Raw genomic sequence first — 20,235 nt, 5'->3', positions numbered from 1 at the left:
GCTTAAGTCTATATCATAAACCAAATATGTCAATAGGTTCAGGAACTCTAAAATGAACCGCCCCTCCGAGCAAGAACAAAAAACACAGCCACATCAAGGCTTTAAGGCTAAACCAGCGATCTTTTTCACAGATAAATCGGCTTGCCTAAAAACCCATAGTAAACCAGAATAAACCAAAACAGCTTCCATGAACCTCGATTTAGAAAACCTTCGTTCGATTTACAGGCCGTCAAAAAATAAAGTACACCAATAAACTCGTTTATAGTTTAAATCTTCAACTACAGAACCTCTCCGAGGAGTACGAAAAAATAAAGAGAACCCATTTACTGGAGGAGGGATATCCGATGACCGAGAGGATAGAGAGCATAAGACCGGTAAAATCCATAGCCCCTACTAAATTGAAGAGAGTGGAGAGAAGAGGGAAGGACGGAAAGGGAAGCAAAAAAGACTGGGAAGAGGCCCTGGAGGAAGAGCTCCGACAGGAACAGGACAGGGAAAAAGACGAGGAAAAAGAGGAGAAGGACGAGCAGGAGGAACGGGAACCGGAAAAAGCCCCGCCTCCCAGCAAGCCCATAATCGTCCACGGCCATCTGGACGTAAAAGCGTGATAGAATATCGATCGAAACCGGTCTAAATCAAAAATGAAGAGGGTGACCTTTTGACTACGCAACGGGAACGAATAATACTGTCCCCGCCCCACATGAGCGGAGACGAGCTTGGTTTCGTCCACGAAGCCTTCGAATCGGGCTGGATAGCCCCTCTGGGGCCTCAGGTGGACGCATTCGAGAGGGAGACGTCCGATTACATAGGAAGGCCTCAGGCCCTGGCACTCAGCTCGGGCACGGCGGCGCTCCATCTGGGGCTGCGGCTTCTGGGCGTAGAGACCGGAGACGTGGTGCTGTGCTCCAGTCTGACCTTCATAGCGTCGGTCAGTCCTGTCACCTTCATGGGAGCCAAGCCCTACTTCGTCGACTCCGACGAGGACACCTGGAACATGTCGCCTCGGGCCCTGGAGCGCGCCATAGACGACCTGTCGTCCAAGGGAATAAAACCCAAGGCGGCCATAGTGGCGGAGCTATACGGCCAGGCCCCCAAATGGGACGAACTCATGCCTATCTTCGACCGCCACGACATCCCGGTGCTGGAGGACTCGGCGGAGGCTCTGGGAGCCGACTACGACGGCAGAAAGTGCGGCACATTCGGGCGCTACTCGGTTCTTTCCTACAACGGGAACAAGATAATAACCACCTCCGGAGGAGGAATGCTCCTGCTGGACGACGTCGAATCCAGGGAGAAGGCCTTCTTCTGGGCCACCCAGGCCAGGGACAAGGCTCCCTGGTATCAGCACAGCGAGATAGGCTACAACTACAGGATGAGCAACGTCCTGGCCGCCATAGGCAGAGGGCAGATGCTCCACCTGGACGAGAGAGTCGAGGCCAAAAGGGCCGTCTACAAAAGATACGAAAAGGCATTCTCGGACATTCCGGGAATCGCCCTGATGCCCGAGGCCAAGAAGGGAAGATCCTCCATGTGGCTCACCTCCATAACCGTCGATCCCGACGAGACCGGCACCACCGCCATGGACATATGGAAGGCCCTGGGAGACGAGAACATAGAGAGCCGACCGGTCTGGAAACCCATGCACCTTCAGCCGGTATTCGAGGGCTGCGGCTACGCCTCCCACGACGACGGTATAAGCGTCGGAGACAGACTCTTCGAGAACGGCCTGTGCCTTCCCTCCGGCACCTCCATGACGGAACAGCAGCAAGACAGGGTCATAGAGACGGTAAAGAAGGCCCTGAAACGGTGAAAAATCCCCATCCATCCGTAACCGATCCGATCAAGAGAGCCGTCGACATATGCCTGGCGGCTGCCGGCATCGTGGCACTGTCTCCGATACTGGCAGCCGTTTCCCTGGCTGTTCGGATCAAGCTGGGCCGTCCCATATTCTTCGAGCAGAGAAGGCCGGGGCTTAACGGACGGATCTTTCACATGATAAAGTTCCGCACAATGACCGACGGCAGAGACGAAAGCGGAGAGCTCCTGCCGGACGAAAAGAGGCTTCCTCCCTTCGGACGGTTCCTCCGCAGCACCAGCCTGGACGAACTGCCCGAGCTGTTCAACGTCCTGAAGGGAGACATGAGCCTGGTGGGGCCCAGGCCTCTGCTGGTCGAATACCTACCTCTCTACAGCCCGGAACAGTCCAGACGCCATCTGGTCCGACCGGGTGTAACCGGCTGGGCTCAGGTAAACGGAAGAAACGCCCTGTCCTGGGAGGATAAGTTCTCCCTGGACATATGGTACGTGGACAACTGGTCCAGAAAACTGGACTGGAAGATACTCTTCATGACGGTGAAATCGGTGTTCTTCAGGGAAGGCATAAGCTCGGGAGACCACGCCACCATGCCGCCTTTCGGAGGCTCCCGATGAGAGACGTTTTCGTTCTCGGTGCGGGAGGACACGGCAAGGTGGTCATAGCCACATTAAAGGCCCTGGGATACCAAGTGGTCGCCGTACTGGACGACGACGAAAAACTGTGGGGATCTGAGGTATCGGGAATAACCGTAGCGGGTCCTATGGATGTCGTCAGGGAATCTAAGAACCCCTCGGCTGTTATAGCAGTGGGGATCAACGAGACCAGACGAAAAATCGCCCGGAGAATGGAGGGGGTGGATTGGATCTCCGCCGTTCACCCGTCCGCTATCGTCGATCCCTCGGTAAAAATAGGACCGGGCACGGTGGTCTTCGCCGGGGCGGTGATCCAGCCGAACTCGGTTCTGGGAAACCACGCCATAATAAACACCGGAGCCACGGTGGACCACGACTGCCTCATAGGGAACTTCGTCCACGTGGCGCCGGGATGCAACCTGGCCGGGGCCGTGACCCTGGAGGAGGGGGCATTCATGGGCATAGGAAGCCGAGCCGTCCCAGGCGTCACAGTCGGAGCCTGGACCACCGTCGGAGCGGGAGCCACCGTCGTGTATGACCTGCCGGGAGGCATCACAGCGGTGGGAACGCCTGCCAGACCCGTTCGCTAGCCCTCGACCATACAGTCGAGGGCTTTCGCTATCCTCTCCGACGCCCTTCCGTCCCCGTAGGGATTGGTACACGACGCCATACGGGCCAAACGGACATCGTCGTCCAGAAGAGACGACACGGCCTCCTTCAGGTTCTTAGGATCGTTGCCGACCAAAGTCAGTATGCCGGCCTCCACCCCCTCGGGCCTCTCCGTGACGTTTCTGGCGACGGCCACAGGAACCCCAAGAGAAGCACCCTCCTCCTGGAGCCCTCCCGAATCGGTCAGTATGAGACGGCTGGCGGACAGCAACGCCGCCATGGCCCCGTATCCCAGAGGATCCAGAAGAAGAACGTTGGGCTCTTTCTCCAAAATCGGCCACACCGACTCACGTACGGCAGGGTTGAGATGGACCGGATAGACGAAGAGATGGTCCCGATGCTCCCTGGCTATCGAGGCCACCGCCTCGGCCAGGCCTGGCAGAACGGGCCAGTTTTCCCTCCTGTGGAGGGTCACCGTAACGATCCTTTCCGACCGGGGCATCTCGACAGGCAGGGTCCCCTTTCGGGCGGCGTATAGTATGGCGTCCACGCCGGTCTGACCGGTCACCACTATACGGTCCTCCCTCTTTCCCTCCCGAAGCAAATTGTCCCTTGAGGTCTCGGTAGGGGCGAAGTACAGATCGCATATGACGTCGGTCAACACCCTGTTGGCCTCCTCCGGGAAGGGCTCGGACATGGATCCGGAGCGAAGCCCCGCCTCGACGTGCCCCACCGGAATTCTCTCAAGAAAGGCCGCCCAGGCCACGGCAAAGGTGGTCAGGGTATCTCCGTGAACCAGGACGTAATCCGCCTCAAGTTCCCTCAGGGCTTCGGCGGTCTGGGGAAGAATCTTGGCCGCCAGATCCGGAAGGGTCTGGCGGTCTGTCATTACGTCCAGATTCGCGTCGGCGGATATCTCGAAGATCTCCAATGCCTGGCGAAGCTGTTCCCTGTGCTGCCCTGTGAGCAGTATCTTGGGAATCAGGCCGTCTCGCATGGAAAGGGCCCTGTAGACCGGGGCCATCTTTATGGCCTCCGGCCTGGTCCCGAAGGCCAGGACGACTACCTTATTCCTGCCTTTCGCCATCAGAGGCCGCCTCTCTGTCGATAATAGGAGACTGTGTCGTCTATGCCGCCCTCCAGGGATTGAAAGGAAGAAAGGTCCATCAGGCTCCTAAGCCTGGATAGATCGGCGAAGCTGTGCCTGATGTCGCCGGGCCTCTCCAGCTCGAAAGAAGGAGACTCTTTTTCCGGAACCAATCGGGACAACAGCGTGTAGACCTCGTTCACCGACGCCCTGCGGCCGCTTCCCACGTTCATGACCGAACCGCCTATGGACTGGGCCTCCTCGGCGGCCCTCACCATAACCCTGGCGACGTCTTTAACGTGGATGAAATCCCTGGTCTGCTCTCCGTCTCCGAATACCGTCACGGCACGACCGTCCAGAAGAGCCGTGGTAAAACGAGGTATGACCGAGGCGTAGGGTCCCTCCGGATTCTGCCTGGGACCGTAGACGTTGAAGAACCGAAGCCCCACCGAAGGGATACCCCAACAGCGGGAAGCCGCAGCTGCCACCAGCTCGTCCATGGCCTTGCTTGCACCGTAGGGAGACTGAGGCATAGGAAGCTCGGTCTCCCGTCTCGGTCCGTCGTCGGCTCCCTCTCCGTAGATGGCGGCGGAGCTGGCGTATACCACCGGAACGGGCCTGTCTTTCAGTAGCTCGAGCATATCGGAAAAGGCGGTCACGTTTACCTCGTAACACTCCTTAGGCTCCCGTACGGACCTGGGAACCGATACCATGGCGGCCAGATGGAAGACCCCGTCGACCGACGCCTGAAGACGTTCCATCAGAGCAAGATCCCGAATATCCCCTCTGTAGAGCTCCACTCCCTTACCCTCTAGATGTTCTATATTGGAACCATCCGTACCGGAGAGATCGTCGAGAACGGATACGGTCCATCCTCTGTCGATCAAAAGATCGCAGAGATGAGACCCTATGAAACCCGCTCCTCCCGTTACGAGGGCTTTTTTCCCTTTCATGACCGGTTCTCCTCTCTCTTCCAGATGACCAAAGCATCCTGCCCCTCGAAGGTAACCTTTAGCCTTTCGAACTCGTCGTCGTCCAGAACCAGCCACCTTATCTTTATTCCCAGATCCGATTCCAGACGGGAAACCAGTCCCTGTAGGTACTCCCTGTCGATGGATCCCACCAGGACCAGGTCCATAAGCCCGGAGTTCACCCCTCTGGCGTAATCGCCGGTGACGAAAGCCAGTTTTACGTCACCCAGTTTGGCCACGACAGACTCGACCAGACGATCTATTCCCATGGTCTTTCGGACGAGCCCCTGTATCTCCGGGAACAACGGATGTCCGCTGTTGGCCCGATAGACCTTGGTCCTGCCTTCCGTGGAGGACTCTAGCAATCCCGCTTCGGCCAGGCGGTTCAGCTCCACCCTGACCGAGTTGGTCGACTCGCCAAACTCGTCGGCCAGTTCCCTAAGGTATCCAGAGGATCCGGGATTCAGAAACAATTTTAGAAGAAGACGCACCCGCGTCTTGGACGTTATCAGAGATTCAAGCATCTCACCCGCTCCAATCCTATAGCCTAGAAAAGTCGATACGACCTGTAGAAGGCCAGATATGAGTCATAATATAACTCAAAGCCCCCTTGCGGGAAAGTGTGTTTATACCTAACAGAGAAAGGGACAGAGGAAATCCTCTGTCCCTTTCTCGATCAAAAACGGGATCTTATATCTCAGTTACCAGTAGAGAGCTCCCGGAAACTCCGCCTCCAGAATCCGCAAGGCCGACTTCTCCGGATCCTGCCCACTGAGGACCAGGTCCATCAGAGAACTGTATCCTGTGAGGTTATCGTAATCTATGACGGAAACGGTGAAAGTCGGGTCCCCTTCGATATCGTCGAACCAGGCCTCCAGGTCTTTGGGAAGAGACGGGAAGGCGTAGCTTTGGGTTCCTTTACCCTTCTCGAAGAATACATCCCAGTTGACCTGCGTACGCGTGTTCACCGTCTCATCACCGGAGGTGACATAAGAATAGGCCTCTTCTTTCACTCCCATACTCATAGCGTCTATGTCCTGAGTGGTATTGAGAGTCCAGGTCAATTCGGGAGTGGTTCCCGAACTGTCAACACTGACGTTGGTAAAGGAGTAATCCGGAAGCGATACGGACAACTCCTTGGGCAGAGACGAACCCAGACGCTTGTTCTCCTCCACCGAGGTGATATCGGTGCTTATGGTTTCGTCTCTGACGAGAGCCGATGCGGACTGGAAGAACACATCGCCGTCGAAATCGGGAAGCTGTGCCGTACCGGACTTCGATGCTCTGTTCAGGATCTCGGGAAGAGTCTTTTTCTCGATTTCACGATACTCGCTCGGTAATCCAGCCATCGTGAACCCGTGCTGGAAAAGACTGAACAGGTCGTACTCGACGCCCTTTCTTTCCGCCATGACCGAAAGGGAAATGATGTCCTTTTCGGAAGACCAGGGCAGGTTAACGGGTGACCGATCCAGAGGCAAAGTGTAGGAATCTCCCGATTTGGGAGTCTCGTCGTAAAGGACGCCCCAGGATGTCATCGTCTCCGTTTCGTCTTCCCAAACCTTGGCCATGGAAAGAAGGGTCAATTTACCGTCGCTCTGCAGATCGTCAGGATAGACCGGAACGTTGTCCTGACTGGTTCTCGAGCTGTAGAAATAGAGCTGCTCGAGAGGCTGACAGGTGACGGTCGTCTCGTCGGAAAGATCGGAGGGGTCTACCGATATGTTCAAGTTATAGTTAGGATCCTCCCTATCCTCTACGACCTCGTCTCCCAGAACCTCGGTAACTATGGTCAGTTCCGCGACCGGGACGCCTACCGCGGTCACTATATTGCGGCTGAGATACTTTTGATAACCGTAATCAGTAACGGTCTCGCTATCAGACTCGTAAGCATAGGAGACTGTTGCGGTCTTTCGCCCTATATCCCCGAAGTTCGCCTTTCCTCTCGCATCGGTATTCCTGTAATCCTCGACCGATCCGTCATCCTTATGAAGTACCACGCAGGCACCAACTACGGGATCTCCGTCGTCGTCCTTGAGGTTTACCACCAACCGTCCGGGAGAAGGAAGGCTCCCCCACGAGACGGGAACGGTCATAGCGCTGGTCTTTCCGTCGCTATCGGTGGCGGTAAAGGTCACCTGAGCGCTGCCCGAACCGGCAGGAGCGGTCCACACTGTGGAGGCTCCGGTAGCTCCGGAAAGGGACCCCTCGGAGGCGGTCCAGCCGTAGGTCACGGTGCCACCCTCCGGATCCATAGCCTCTCCGGTAAAGGTGGTCGACGACCCTGCAGGTATGTTGCCCTCGGGAGTTCTGCTCAGTTTGGTTATGACCGGAGGCTGGTTTGCCACGGTGAAATCCAGAACCTTCGGGGTGTCCTTATCGCTTACAGTAGCGGCCTTTCCCTCGACACCGGCGATATAAACCGTCACTTCGGCGCCTACAGGCACGTTCAAGCTGTAGCTTCCGGAGGAATCGGTCTCGACCACTCCGCCCACGCTGGAATACACCTTTACTCCCGACAGCGCCTTGCCGGAATCGTTGGTGACAGTGCCCTTTACGACCCCTTCGAAGCTTATCCTTATAACCTCGTCCAGCTCGATAGAGGGTCTTTTATCGGTCCTTTCGCACTCATTTTCATCGTAAGGGGTGTAGATATCGTCGGAAGCCACGACCCCTTCCGTGTCGGATTTAACATCGTAGAAGAATTTGACGTTACCTGCGAGAGCGTAGACCTGGGCTCTCTCCCGATCGGCCTTGGAGGTGGACTTCTTCACCACTATTCCTCTGGCCCAACCGTCCTTGTCCGTCCTCTTGGTCTGAGAGGTGTTCTTGTATGTCACGCCGGAGGAATAGACCGCCACGTTCTCCATGGGCTCGCCGTCTCCGTCGACCACCTTGACGCAGAGATAGGAGAACTCCTGGGGGTAGTCGGCATTCCACCAGCTGAAATGATTGACCTTGGCGTTGACGTAAAGCTTGCCTCCATCTCCGGAAGTTATCCATGCCTTTTCCATGGGATCCGAAGGAGATCCGGGAGTCATTGCGTCTTCCTGAACCCACATGGCTCCATCGTCGTCGTAGGACCACCACTCTATCCTGCAGGTGAACTCGTCGGGACTGGAAAGAAGTTTGCTGTCGCCGGAGGCCACGTAGGTCTTTCCTTGGGGGTCCTTCAACGTACCGTTTCGATAGTCTTCGGGCAAGAGCATGGAGACCTCTACGGGATCGAACCTCTCGATCTTATCCCCGCTCGGGTCGGTCAAGGTAGCCTCGAAGAAAGCCATGCTGACCAGAGGAACATCGTCGGCACTGGTAGCGGCCATATAGTCCCCGGGGAAAACCGCGGCCCCGTCGGCACTGGTGGGATCTCCAACGAACAAGGTCAGATTGCCGTCCTTCGGAGCCTCTATGGCTATACGCCCGTTATCGTCGGATACGATATCGCCTGATTTCACCTCTTTATCCACCGCCACCGGTAGAAGGGTAGCGTGGACGGAATGGCTCTCTTCCGGCTTGACAGTTATCGCCTTCTGATAGGTGATACTGCCGTCCTTGGAGAAGGTAAGGACCAATCGTCCTCCCTCGGACGGAACCGGCACATCGAAAGCGTAAAAGCCGGATTTATCGGAGGAGGTCTTTTTAAGTTCCCAACCTTCCATCTTTGCCGATATGTCGACTCCGGCAAGCCCAGATCCACTCTTGATACGAGACACCTTCATGGCACTGAGTCTCTCCGTCGCAGCGACAGAGATCTCCGTCGGAACCGAGTTTGCAACCTGACCGGAGATAGACACTACCCCCGACGTAGTAGGTGCAGGGGTCGGCCCCGGATCGTCACCGCTGCTTCCGCAACCTCCCAGCAGGAAGGCCGATCCCACTATCAGGACCAGAAAAACCGCCCACCTCTTCATAAAACCTCTATTCATCCTCACAACACATCCCTTCTTCTCTCTCCTTGTACCCGTTTTCCTACAATCACAGACGACTAAAACGATTGAAGACTCCGAACACACTTCGATGATAGCATAGACAGGGGCGAGATTCCATAAAAAAACCCACGAAAATTCCGCCAAACGAAAAGCAGAAAATTCATGGGGTTAAGAATTACAAAATAAATCGTCTAGCTAATCGCTTTTTACCGGTCCCCTTCCGGCACATCTATTCCATAGAACAGCACGAACAGCACCGGCACGAACAGAAGGGTCAATACGGTGGCGAAACCAAGGCCGCACATTATGGTCACCGCCATGGGACCGAACAGCACGTCTCTGATCAAGGGAATCATGCCCAGTATGGTGGTGCCAGCCGCCATCATGACCGGCCTTAGACGGCTGACGCCGGAGTCCATCACGGCGTCGAAGGGGATCATTCCGTCCTCCAGGTTTATGTTGACCTGATCTATCAACACTATGGCGTTCTTTATCAGCATGCCGATCAGGCTCAGGACCCCCAACAGAGCCATGAAGCTAAAGGACTTGCCGAAAAGCAGCAACCCTACGGTAACCCCTATTATGCAGAGGGGAAGACAGGCCACTATGATGGCGGACTGCTTCACAGAGTTGAACAGCATGACTATGATGGAGAGCATGACAACAAGGCTGAGAGGCAGCATCCGCTTGATGCCCTTCTGGGCGTCGCTGCTGCTCTCGAACTCGCCTCCCCACTCCATCGAATAGCCCAAAGGCAGCTCTATGGCCTCCACGCCGGATCGGATCCTCTCGAATAGGGCGTTGCTGTTGGCCCCTATGATCGGGTCGGCCTTCACGGTCAAAGTCCTCTCTCTGTCCCTCCGTCGAACGATGGGATTTTCAAAGACGGTCTCAACCCCGGAGACCAGGGATCCCAGAGGAACCATCTTTCCTGTGAGGGGACTCCATATCTGTACCAGCTTCAGCCCCTCTACTCCGTCCCTCTCCCTCTCGGGAAGCCGGGAGTATATGGTCAGAAGCCTGTTATCCTCCCGATACACCCCGATCGGGTCTCCCTGATAGCTGTTCATGAGGGCCTCGTTTATCTGTGGACGGGAGAGCCCCATATTCCTCATCTGGTTGGTCATGACCTTGGGCCTGATGACCTTGGCCAACTGACGCCAGTCCTGCCTGACGAAACCCGCCTTGGGATCGGCCGCTATGACCGCCTCGGCCCGTTCCGCCAGAGATCGCAATACCGCAGGGTTCGACCCCTGAAAACGGACCTGTATCTTAGCCTCCGAGCCACCGCCCTTGCTGAACTGTCTTGACTGAGCCACGGCCCCGGGAAGGTTCTTGCTCACGAAATCCTCCGCCCCCTTCATGGCGTCGAAGAGGGTGTCCGAGCCCTTCAGGTTGACCACCGCCTGGCCGTAGGCCGAGTCGGGATCCTCCGCCGTGTAGGTCAGGGTAAACCTGAGGGTTCCCCCTCCGACGGTTGTGGCCACCGACTCCACGTCCGGTCGGCTCAAAAGATAGGCCTCAAGCTTCGCCATGTTCTCGGAGGTCTCGTATATATCGGCCCCCTCGGCACGCCAGAGATCCACGGTAAAACGGGGAGACGCGTCCTGAGGCATGAAGGATTTATCGACGAAACGGAATCCGAAAAGAGCCAGGGCGAAGAGGACCACCATAACAACGGCGAATATCCTTCCGTTTTTAAGAGCGGAGAAGAGAAAGCCCCTGTATACCCTGAAGAACTTGCCCTTGTAGGGGTCGTCCGGCTCTCCCTCGGGATCCTTTAGCACCATGACCGCTATCAGAGGGGTTACTGTTATGCCTAGCACCCAGCTCCAGAGCAGAGAGATCCCCACCACCTGGAATAGGCTGCGGCAGAACTCCCCTGTGCTGTCCGGCGACAAGCCTATGGCGGAAAAGGCCATTATGGCTATGACGGTGGCTCCAAGAAGGGGCCAGATGTTTCCCGCCACGGTCTTGGCCGCCGCGGCAGGGCCGCCCTGGCCTTTCTGAACCCCTATGAGGACCCCTTCCGTTACGACTATTGCGTTGTCCACCAGCATCCCCAGGGCTATTATGAGAGAGGCCAGAGATACGCTCTGGAGGGTTATACCCATGTAGAGCATGGTGGCGAAGGTGGCCGCTATGGTCAAAAGCAGTATCCCCCCTATAAGAAGGCCGCTCCTCATGCCCATGAACACCACCAGAACCCCGACCACTATGACCAGAGACTCTATCAGATTCAGCACGAATCCGTTCACCGCCGTGGTGACCTCGCTGGCCTGAAGATATATGGGCTCCAGCTCCATACCCACCGGGGTTATCTCCACCAACTCCCTGAGCCTGGCGTCGACCGCCAAGCCCATATCGACCACGTTGCCGCCCTTAACCGTAGAGATGCCTATGCCCAGGGCGGGGCGGCCGTCGTAGCGCATGATCTTCTGGGGAGGATCGACGTACTTCCTCTCGACCACCGCCACGTCCTTGAGACGGATAACCCCTCCGGGCCCGCCGCCTATCATCACATCTCCGATATCCTCCACCGACTTGACCGCTCCGGTTGGATCGATCCTTATGTATTCGTTTCCCACGGTAACCTGGGCCATAGGAGAGAGGGTGTTCTGCTGATTCAACGCGCCGTATATGTCCTGAGGCGAGATTCCCATGGCCGACATCTTGGACCGGGATATCTCCACGTATATGCCCTCGGGCTGATCCCCTATTATGGAGACGCTTCCGACTCCGTCCACCAGGAGGAGCTCTTTTTTCAGCTTATCGGCGTGATCCTTGAGCTCCCTGTAGGAATACCCGTCTCCGACCAGGGCGTAGAACTGTCCGTAGACGTCGCCGTAATCGTCGTTCACGATGGATTTCTGAACGCCCGGAGGAAGGTTCGCCTGGACGTCGTTGACCTTCCGCCTCAGAACGTCCCAGATCTGAGGGAGGTCGCCTGCGGTGTATTCGTCCCTTATATCCACGTACACTATGGACAGGTTGGCCTTCGAGAGAGAACGGACCATCTTGATCTCGCCCATCTTCTGTATGGCCTCCTCGACCCTGTCGGTTACCTCCTGCTCCACCTCCTGGGAGGTCGCACCGGGATAGATGGTTGTGACCACGGCGGTCTTTATGGTGAAGTCAGGGTCCTCCAGCTTGCCCAGTTTGGAGTAGGAGATCAACCCCGCTATGGCTATGACCACCACCATGTACAGGACGATAACTTTTTTCTTTATGCACAGTTCGGCTATGTTCATGGCATCCACCTATTCGGCGGTCATCAGGCGGACCTTCTGACCTTCTCTCAGAAAATGGACCCCGGCCGTCACGACCACGTCTCCGATCTCGAGATCCCCTGTCACGGAAAGCCTGTCGCCCATGTAGGGGCCGGTCTTCACCTGGACCTTCCGAACAGTACCGTCCTCGTAAAGCCATATGTAGCTGTTGCCGGACTGATCGGCGAAGACGGCGTCCACCGGAACGGAGAAAAGAGACTCGAGCTTCGAGTCCTGACCTTCAAGAACTCCGCTGGCCCTCAAAGTAACGGCCATTCCTGGAAGTATGGTCACGTTTTCCGGGTAAGGCATGGTGACCGTCGCCTGGTAGGTCTGGGTCGAGGGATCCGCCTGGGTGGAGAACTCCTTGAAGGTAACATGGAACACCCGCCCTGGCATGGCGTCCAGGGTGGCGGAGAGCTTCACCTCTCCGATCTGTTTTTCCCTTATCCTGACCACGTCTCCGTCGGGCACGTGGACCACCATCTCTATGTTCTTGAGGTTCTGAAGGCTCAGTATGGTCTGCTTCGCCTGGACGAACTGGTGGTTGTCGGCGAAGGTATCCGCCACGACCCCGTCGAAGGGGGCCCGAAGCTCCGTATCGGACAGGGCGGAACGGGCACCCTCGACCGCCGACTCCTGGGCCTGTATGATCGCTTCCTGCTGCTGGAGCTCTTCCTTTCTGGCTCCGGAGCGGGCCTTCTTAAGGGACTCCTGAGCGGAGCGAAGAGACGAACGAGCGACGTCGTAGGCGGTCTTATACTGCTCGTACTGCACCTGAGAGACCGCTCCCTGATCGTAAAGGGACTTGAATCTCTTGTAGTTCGACTCGGCCTCGGCATATTGGGCCTGGGCGGCGCTTACCGATGCTTGAGCCGATGCCAGATCCTCCGCCCTGGCCCCGGACTTCATCTCCGCCAGTTTCGCCTGTAACTGCCTGAGCTGGCTCTCGGCGCTGTCCAGTTTGGTCTTGAAATCCCTGGGGTCTATACGGGCCAGAAGATCGCCTTTCTTGACCGCCTGTCCCTTGTTCATCGGGAACTCCACCAGGGGGCCCGATACCCGAAAGGAAAGGTCCACCTTCTGGGAGGCCTGTACCGTTCCCTGATAGATTCCCTGAAAGGCCTTGCCCTCCGGCGCAAGCGTCTCGGTACGGATCGGACGGACTATCTCCGGCTCCGGGGCCTTCTCGCCGAGACGGGAACGCACAAACTCCATGCCTCCGTATCCCACTACCACCAGGATAACCACCGCCAAGGCGATCTTCTTGCCTGCCCACAACATTCTCTTCATTTTTTGACCTCCCGGGAATATGAATCCGTACATCGATCGTCACCACTATTAAGATGATCTTACCATAGAGGAGGTCCAAAAGTCCGTCATTTTATGATACAGTGTCCTGACTTGATGTATCCGTTCAGCTATGGAAAAGGGGGGAACGGCGTTCGCGCCGACTGGATATGGCAGAGAGAATATACGACAAAAAGAAAATGGCCCTGGGGGATCTGGGCATTCTGACATGTGCGCTGCTATGGGGGGTTTCCTTCGCCGCCACCAAAGAGGTCATGAAATACATGGGCCCTCTTTGGCTTCTGGCCTTCAGGTTTACCTTCAGTTTCCTGCTGATAGCGGGGCTGTCCCCTAAGAGGCTGAAAAAACTCACCGCCAGGGATATCAAGGTCGGAGGGATAATAGGTTCTCTGCTGCTGGTGGCCATGGCCCTCCAGACCATAGGGCTTCAATACACCACGACGGGGAAGTCGGCCTTCATAACGGCCTGCTACGTCGTGATAGTCCCTTTCATAACCTGGGCTGCCGACAGAAGAAGCCCGGGATTCAAGGCCTTCGTTGCCTCGGGCATATGCCTCTTGGGGATGGGGGCCATAACTCTGGACGGGGTCAATATGGCCATAGGTTTCGGGGAACTTCTAACCCTGGGCTGCGCCCTGGCATTCGCTATTCAGCTGGTGGTGATAGACCGAATGGCCCAGGAAAGCGACGCCCTCACACTCACCATGGTGGAGACCGCCTTGAGCGCCGTGGCCTGCGTCGTAGGAGCCCTCATATGGGAACCGATGCCTCAGGTCAGCTCGATGGCGGTAGTGGGCTGGATGGCCTATCTCGTCGTGGGGTGCACCCTGATCCCCTACGCCCTACAGATAAAATCGCAGCAGCTGACGTCTCCCACCCACGCCAGCATACTGCTCATAATGGAGTCGGTCTTCGCCATGACGGTCGGTATCGTCTTTCTAGACGAGCCCCTCACGTCCCGACTCGCCCTGGGATGTGGCCTGATATTTTTCTCCATCCTTCTCACCGAGCTGGATCTGGCCGGCCTGTCGAAAAAACTCAGGAGACAGGAGGCCTGAGGGATTCTACGAAATCCGGCAGCTTCTCCGGGTTCAGAGGGCGACTGTAGACGAAACCTTGAATTATGAGGTCGGTCTTATCTCCTCCTATGTGGAAAAGCTGACTTTCCGTCTCTACCCCCTCTACCACCACCGCCCTAGCCATATTACGGGCCATCGCTATCACCGAGTTCGCCACTGCCGCGCTTCTGGGAGACCGCTCCAGATCCAACACGAAGGAGCGGTCTATCTTTATGCCGTAGAAGGGGAAGTTCCTTATAAAGTCGAAAGAGGCATAGCCCGTTCCAAAATCGTCTATGGCGACTTTTACGCCGAGCTCCTTTATTCTGTCGAATATGTCGAGAAGATAGCCGCCGTTGTCCTTCAAGGTATTTTCAGTTATCTCCAGGGTAAGCCGCTCCGCCGGGAACCCCGTCTCCTTTAAAACGGAGGCCACGGCTTCGTAGAGGTCGTCTCCGTATATCTGCACCGGCGAAACGTTCACCGACATCTTCAGGTAAAATCCCGCACTCTCCCAGAGAACCCCCTGACGACAGGCCTCTTCCAGTATCCATCTCCCCAGAGGGATCATTATCCCCGTCTCCTCCGCCAGGGAGATGAACTCTCCGGGAGAGACCACCTCTCCGTCCGACTTCCTCCACCTCACCAGGGCCTCCACCCCGACGATCTCCGATCCTCCCATGAGGACCTGAGGCTGATATTGCAAAAAGAACTCGCCTCGATCCATGGCGAGCCTCATCTCCTGCTCAAGGGCGGCCCTGCGGCGTGCGTCGCGGTCCATCTCGTCGTTGTACAGGGCGAAACCTCCAAGTAAGGCCTCTCTCTTTACCCTGTGCATGGCCAGCCCGGCGTTTCTTATCATCTCGTCTCCGTTGGCAGCGTCGTCGGGGAATACGCTGACCCCCACGCTGACCGAAATATTGAGCTCCGCATCGGAGATGGAGATGGGGCTGCGGAACACCTCGCCGATCGAGCGTAGAACCGTCCGTATCCTGTCGGATTTCCCGTTCTGAGGAATAACGAAGGCAAACTCGTCGCTGCCGACCCGGGCCACCAGCTCGTGGTCCTTCACGATGGACCGGAAACGATCTCCTATATGTCTCAGGACCTTGTCGCCCACCAGATAGCCGAAGCCGTCGTTGACGTCTTTGAAGCGGTTCAGGTTCAGCACTATCAGCCCTACCGATTCGCCCTGCCTCTCTCCCCGGGCCAGCGACGCCGAGAGCCGTTCCATAAGGACGAAACGATCGGGCAGGCCGGTCAGGGCATCCTTGGCGCCGTGAAAGGACTTGCCCTCCTTCATCGACTTCATCCTGGACAGATCGGAGAAGACAGCCATGTAATATATCGAACCGTCCGAGCCGGAGAGTCTCTTTATGGAGAGCCACTCGGGATAGATCTCTCCGTCCTTGCGACGGTTCCAGATCTCCCCCTCCCATCGTCCTTCGTCCTTTATGGACCGCCACATGTTCCTGTAGAAATGGTCGTCGTGATGCTGGGACTTCAATATCCTGGGGTTCCGCCCCACCGCCTCGGGAGCCTCGTAGCCTGTTATGGCGGAGAAAGCCCTGTTGACCGCCAGGATGGTCCCGGATCGGTCGGTCAGGGTAACCCCCTCGGTTATCTCGTCCCAGACCGTCTCAACCAAGGAGTCTCGGTCAACCGAAAAGTTCAACGTCATATGAAATCCCTCCCGACAAGGATTATACATCGGCCACGACGGCGGACGACCTGAAGATCATAGGATAATTCCTCGCCAACTCCACCCGGTAGGCCCTGGACGCCCGAATGTCGTCTATAGGTTTTACCTCGGAGCTCAGCATATCTCCTGCGGACCGAAAAAGCCCCTCGTCGGAGAGGCTCGCTCCAGCCATGGCGGTCTCGGCACTAAGCGACCTGACCGGAACCGGCCCCATGGAGCCCAGGACCATCCGTATCTCCTCCACGGACCCACCGTCCTCCGAGGGTTTCCATATGGCCGCACAGGACCCCACAGATATGGCCATGGCCCTCCGAAGGCCGTCTTTACGGAAAAAAGGACGCCATCCGGGGCTCAGGGGAACCAGTATCTCCGTCAGGAGCTCCCCCGGCTCCAGGGCGGTCTTTCCCGGTCCCAATATGAAATCGTCTATAGACAAGGACCTGGCCGAGTCGACCGACCTTATACAGACCTCAGCCCCCAGTGCCCAGAGAGAACAGAGGCCGTCCGCCCCGGGAGAGGCCGTACATATATTCCCCCCCACCGTCCCCATGTGACGCAGGGCCGGACCTCCCACGGAGAAAGCGACCATGGCCAACAGGGGCACCTCATCGGCTATGAGAGGGCTGTCTATCACCCTCTGCCAGGTGGCACAGGCCCCTAAAGCCAGATAGTCTCCCCTGAGAGAGATCCATTTCATGCTCTCGATCCGGTCGAGCAGGACAAGATCGGGACGTTTTTCCGAGGATCGGAGCCTTAACGAAAGATCCGTGCCTCCCGCCATGGGGATAGCCCCGCCGGACAGGCATTCCAGGGCCTCTCCGACGGTGATCGGACTGTATACCGTCACGAGGGGAGCCCCCTCATTATCTCTGCCCCCTCCATGACGGCGTCGACTATGGCCCTGTAGCCGGTGCAACGGCAGATGTTGCCGCTCAGGGCGACTCTGACCTCGTCTCTGGAGGGATCGGGATTCCTGGTCAGAAGGTCGACGGCGGCCAGCACCATGCCGGGAGTGCAGTAGCCGCACTGGACCGCTCCCAGACGATCGAAGGAATCGAAAAGGGGCGCCCACCTGGGGAGGTCTCTGACCCCCTCCACTGTGGTGACGGTTTTCCCGTCCAGCTGAGCGGAGACCATGAGACAGGACAGACGACTCTCCCCGTCCACCAGAACGGTGCAGGCTCCGCACTCTCCTGTACCGCACCCTTCCCGACAGGACGGTATCCCAACCCTCTCCCTCAGGATATCCAGAACTCTTTCGTCCCCGGACAGATCCATGGAGAGGGGTTCTCCGTTCAGGTTAAACGCTATCTTCATCTCTCGCACCTCCGGACAAAGAGAAAAACACCCTCTCGGCGGTGAAGGGAGAGACTGTCAGAGGGCCGCATATATGGGCCAGACCGTTCGCCACAGCAGGGAGAGGCCCTATCAGAGGAAGCTCCCCCAATCCCTTCAGCCCCTTCGGTCCGGAGGGCTCGTCCAGCTCCACAGCCAGACATTCCACCTCGGGAAGGTCCATGGAGGTGGGCACTATGTAGGTGGAGAGATCCTTCGACGTAACCTCGCCGTTTTTAACGGAGAAATCCTCGAAAAGGGCGTATCCCAGTCCCTGGGCTACGCCGCCCTCTATCTGCTGACGGTACATCTGAGGGTTCACCACCCGCCCGGCCTCCGTGACCGCCAGATAACGGGGAACCGACACCTGGCCGGTTAAGAGATCCACCTCGACCCTGGCGACGTGCACCGCCCAGGAGAAGATACAGTGAGGGAAACCGGAGCTTTTCGGACCATAATCCGTCTCCGGCCCAGGGAAGGAGACCGGAGCCAAGCTCCCCGCCACGAAGCAGCGTTCCGGAGGCTCCATAAAACCTGCGAGGACCTCCAGGGGCAGTTCCCTACCGGAGGAAAAACATCTCACCCTGCCGGGAAGGAGGGCAAGATCGTCCTCCCTCGCTCCTAGGACCATTCCGGCCTTCACGTACATGCGTCTCTTCAGCTCGTCCACCGCGGAAAGGAGGGCCCTGCCGTATATGTAGGTGGTGCGGCTGGCGGCAGCAGGGCCGGAGCGGAGGCTCCTGTCCGTGTCGGGCTGTACGAGGTCGAATCTATCCCGCTCCTGACACAGAGATTCTCCCGCAAGGTGGACGTAGGTGGAACCGTTGCCCTGCCCCATATCGGGTATTCCCGAGTAGAGCCTGAAACGCCCCTCCCCGGTCAGCTCTATTCTGGCGTTGGCGAAATCCGGTATACCCGGGCCGAAGCCCTGACCGTGACATATCAGGGCAACTCCGGTGGAACGAGCCTTGCCCTCCGGTGCGGAGTTTCGCCATTCCTCTCTGGATCTCCATATCTCCTGTTCCAGAGCTCGGTCCAGACAGGGGACGGCCCCTACCGTGGAGGTGAGGACCACGCCGGAACCGTTCATATCGCCCCGAACCAGGCCGTTCTTTTTTCGAAACTCCAAAGGATCCGCTTCGAGCCTCTTGGCTAGACGGTCCACCAGCTGCTCCAGAGCACCCATCACCTGAGGGGCACCGAAGGCTCGAAAGGCCCCTCCGAAAGGGTTGTTGGTGTAGACCGCCCGACCCTCCAGATCCACCGCCTCGAACCGATAACCTCCGCAGCAGTGGTCCAGACCGTTGGTGAGCACCGGAACGGACATGGACGCATAGGCTCCAGAGTCCAGGGTGAAGCGACACCTTATGGCCCTGATAGTCCCGTCGGAGGAGCAACCCAAGGTCATCTCGGTCACAGAGGAGTGCCTCTTGGGAGAACAGAGAAAGCTCTCCTCCCGGGAGAAGACCATCTTCACCGTCCGGCCCGAGCAGGCCATGGCTGCGACACCGAGAAGTCCCTGGATCACCACTCCGTCCTTTCCTCCGAAGCCGCCGCCCAGACAAGGGGCCTTGACCCTTATCCTATCCCTGGGAAGGCCGAGAGCCCTGGACAGTTCGTCCCTGTCCCTCCAGGGATTCTGGGTGGACACCTCCATCTCCAGATTGTCTCCATCGTAGAGGGCCACCCCCGACTCGGTCTCCAGATAGGCGTGTTCCTGCATGGGGAAACGAAAGACGTCCTCCTCCACCAGATCGCAGTCCTCCAACACCGACTTGACGTCTCCTCTTCTGACCCATCCCGACGCCAGGAGATTGCCGCCCTCTCTGCCGGGATAGAGAACGGGAGCCTCAGGGGACAGGGCCTCCAGGGGATCGAAGACCGCCGGAAGGGGGTCGATCTCCACGGTCAAAGCCCTGGCGGCCGCCTCGGCCCTCTCTTTGGTGTCGGCAACGACCACGGCGACAGGGTCTCCGCAATATCTTATCCTCCCTCCCAGAGGGACCAGGACCGGCTGATCCGGCTCCAGTATCCCCAGGAGGTTCTCTCCCCCTATCGAATCGGCCTTACAGAAGGCTACGACCCCATCCATCGAGGCCGGCTCGCCCCCCAGAGATCGTAGGATCCCCGATGGAGTTCCGGCACGGCGGGCTACCGCCCATAGGATTCCAGGCCCGGTTATGTCCGAGGCGTAGCGTTCCTCGCCTCGGATCTTGGCCATACCCTCGATCCTGGGCACCGAGATCCCGGCGACCAAGGGGCCTCTCATATCACGAAACCCGGGCCGCCACGTAGTTGGTTAGGTCCGATACAAGTTTGACCGCCTCCATGGCCTCCTCGGGAACCTCGAGGCCGTAGGCGTCCTCCAGCTCCATCACTATGTCCACCACGTTCATCGAATCGGCCCCGAGGGCCTCCAGATCGCCGTCCGCCGGGATGTCCTCCACCGACATGCCCAGCTCGGTGGCCACAGCCTGACGTACCTTAAGCTCTATATCCGCTCTGCTCATCTCTTTTTT

At 57.6% G+C, this 20,235-nt stretch carries 16 protein-coding genes; 5 read left to right on the top strand and 11 right to left on the bottom strand.

The window, feature by feature from the left end; all coding sequences use genetic code 11:
* Positions 1–344: 344 nt before the first annotated feature.
* From L2W48_RS10780 to L2W48_RS10765, 4 genes are read left to right on the top strand one after another with little or no spacing between them, the layout of a single operon-like run.
* The gene (locus tag L2W48_RS10780) at positions 345–608 is read left to right on the top strand and encodes a hypothetical protein (RefSeq protein WP_236099927.1); all 264 of its coding nucleotides are present in this window, start codon (positions 345–347) and stop codon (positions 606–608) included.
* 50 nt (positions 609–658) lie between these two features.
* Positions 659–1,810: a DegT/DnrJ/EryC1/StrS family aminotransferase gene (locus tag L2W48_RS10775; protein ID WP_329604259.1), complete on the top strand. Its 1,152-nt coding sequence runs from the start codon at positions 659–661 to the stop codon at positions 1,808–1,810.
* The gene (locus L2W48_RS10770) at positions 1,807–2,430 is read left to right on the top strand and encodes a sugar transferase (protein ID WP_329604258.1); all 624 of its coding nucleotides are present in this window, start codon (positions 1,807–1,809) and stop codon (positions 2,428–2,430) included. Before L2W48_RS10775 ends, L2W48_RS10770 begins: the two co-directional genes overlap by 4 nt.
* Entirely contained in the window at positions 2,427–3,038 is a 612-nt protein-coding gene (locus tag L2W48_RS10765) for an acetyltransferase (RefSeq protein WP_236099926.1), read from the top strand. The genes L2W48_RS10770 and L2W48_RS10765 overlap by 4 nt, the downstream gene beginning before the upstream one ends.
* Here L2W48_RS10765 and wecB read toward each other — a convergent pair.
* The 6 genes from wecB to L2W48_RS10735 all read right to left on the bottom strand — a co-directional run bounded on the left by wecB (position 3,035) and on the right by L2W48_RS10735 (position 13,603).
* Positions 3,035–4,144, bottom strand: a complete 1,110-nt coding sequence (gene wecB, locus L2W48_RS10760) for a non-hydrolyzing UDP-N-acetylglucosamine 2-epimerase (protein ID WP_236099925.1) — start codon at positions 4,142–4,144, stop codon at positions 3,035–3,037. The two genes, L2W48_RS10765 and wecB, sit on opposite strands and share 4 nt — an antisense overlap.
* Positions 4,144–5,097 carry an NAD-dependent epimerase/dehydratase family protein gene (locus tag L2W48_RS10755; protein ID WP_236099924.1) on the bottom strand — a complete coding sequence of 318 codons (954 nt, stop codon included), beginning with the start codon at positions 5,095–5,097 and terminating at the stop codon, positions 4,144–4,146. Before L2W48_RS10755 ends, wecB begins: the two co-directional genes overlap by 1 nt.
* Complete coding sequence (locus tag L2W48_RS10750; protein WP_236099923.1) at positions 5,094–5,639, bottom strand: winged helix-turn-helix domain-containing protein; 546 nt, start codon at positions 5,637–5,639, stop codon at positions 5,094–5,096. Before L2W48_RS10750 ends, L2W48_RS10755 begins: the two co-directional genes overlap by 4 nt.
* Before the next feature lie 177 nt (positions 5,640–5,816).
* A complete protein-coding gene (locus L2W48_RS10745; RefSeq protein ID WP_236099922.1) occupies positions 5,817–9,038 on the bottom strand; it encodes a carboxypeptidase-like regulatory domain-containing protein in 3,222 nt (1,073 codons plus the stop codon).
* A gap of 209 nt (positions 9,039–9,247) precedes the next feature.
* Positions 9,248–12,292, bottom strand: a complete 3,045-nt coding sequence (locus L2W48_RS10740) for an efflux RND transporter permease subunit (RefSeq protein WP_236099921.1) — start codon at positions 12,290–12,292, stop codon at positions 9,248–9,250.
* Between the two features lie 9 nt (positions 12,293–12,301).
* Positions 12,302–13,603 carry an efflux RND transporter periplasmic adaptor subunit gene (locus tag L2W48_RS10735; RefSeq protein ID WP_236099920.1) on the bottom strand — a complete coding sequence of 434 codons (1,302 nt, stop codon included), beginning with the start codon at positions 13,601–13,603 and terminating at the stop codon, positions 12,302–12,304.
* A 167-nt stretch (positions 13,604–13,770) separates the two neighbouring features.
* Between L2W48_RS10735 and L2W48_RS10730 the strand changes: the two genes are divergently transcribed.
* Positions 13,771–14,679, top strand: coding sequence for a DMT family transporter (locus L2W48_RS10730; protein WP_236099919.1), 909 nt, complete (start codon positions 13,771–13,773; stop codon positions 14,677–14,679).
* Here L2W48_RS10730 and L2W48_RS10725 read toward each other — a convergent pair.
* Genes L2W48_RS10725 through L2W48_RS10705 form a run of 5 tightly spaced genes read right to left on the bottom strand, consistent with a single transcriptional unit; the run spans position 14,660 to position 20,226 of the window.
* Positions 14,660–16,360: a putative bifunctional diguanylate cyclase/phosphodiesterase gene (locus L2W48_RS10725; protein ID WP_236099918.1), complete on the bottom strand. Its 1,701-nt coding sequence runs from the start codon at positions 16,358–16,360 to the stop codon at positions 14,660–14,662. The two genes, L2W48_RS10730 and L2W48_RS10725, sit on opposite strands and share 20 nt — an antisense overlap.
* A 22-nt stretch (positions 16,361–16,382) precedes the next feature.
* A complete protein-coding gene (locus L2W48_RS10720) occupies positions 16,383–17,228 on the bottom strand; it encodes an FAD binding domain-containing protein (RefSeq protein WP_236099917.1) in 846 nt (281 codons plus the stop codon).
* Positions 17,225–17,698 (bottom strand): (2Fe-2S)-binding protein, encoded by a 474-nt coding sequence (locus L2W48_RS10715; protein WP_236099916.1) that lies wholly within the window; start codon positions 17,696–17,698, stop codon positions 17,225–17,227. Before L2W48_RS10715 ends, L2W48_RS10720 begins: the two co-directional genes overlap by 4 nt.
* A complete protein-coding gene (locus tag L2W48_RS10710; RefSeq protein ID WP_236099915.1) occupies positions 17,682–19,985 on the bottom strand; it encodes a xanthine dehydrogenase family protein molybdopterin-binding subunit in 2,304 nt (767 codons plus the stop codon). Before L2W48_RS10710 ends, L2W48_RS10715 begins: the two co-directional genes overlap by 17 nt.
* A gap of 1 nt (position 19,986) precedes the next feature.
* Entirely contained in the window at positions 19,987–20,226 is a 240-nt protein-coding gene (locus L2W48_RS10705) for an acyl carrier protein (RefSeq protein WP_236099914.1), read from the bottom strand.
* Positions 20,227–20,235 lie beyond the last annotated feature (9 nt).

This window comes from Dethiosulfovibrio russensis, assembly GCF_021568855.1.
Lineage (GTDB): Bacteria > Synergistota > Synergistia > Synergistales > Dethiosulfovibrionaceae > Dethiosulfovibrio > Dethiosulfovibrio russensis.
The sequence above is the reverse complement of the archived record's forward strand: the minus strand, read 5'-3'. Positions and strand labels throughout refer to the sequence as shown.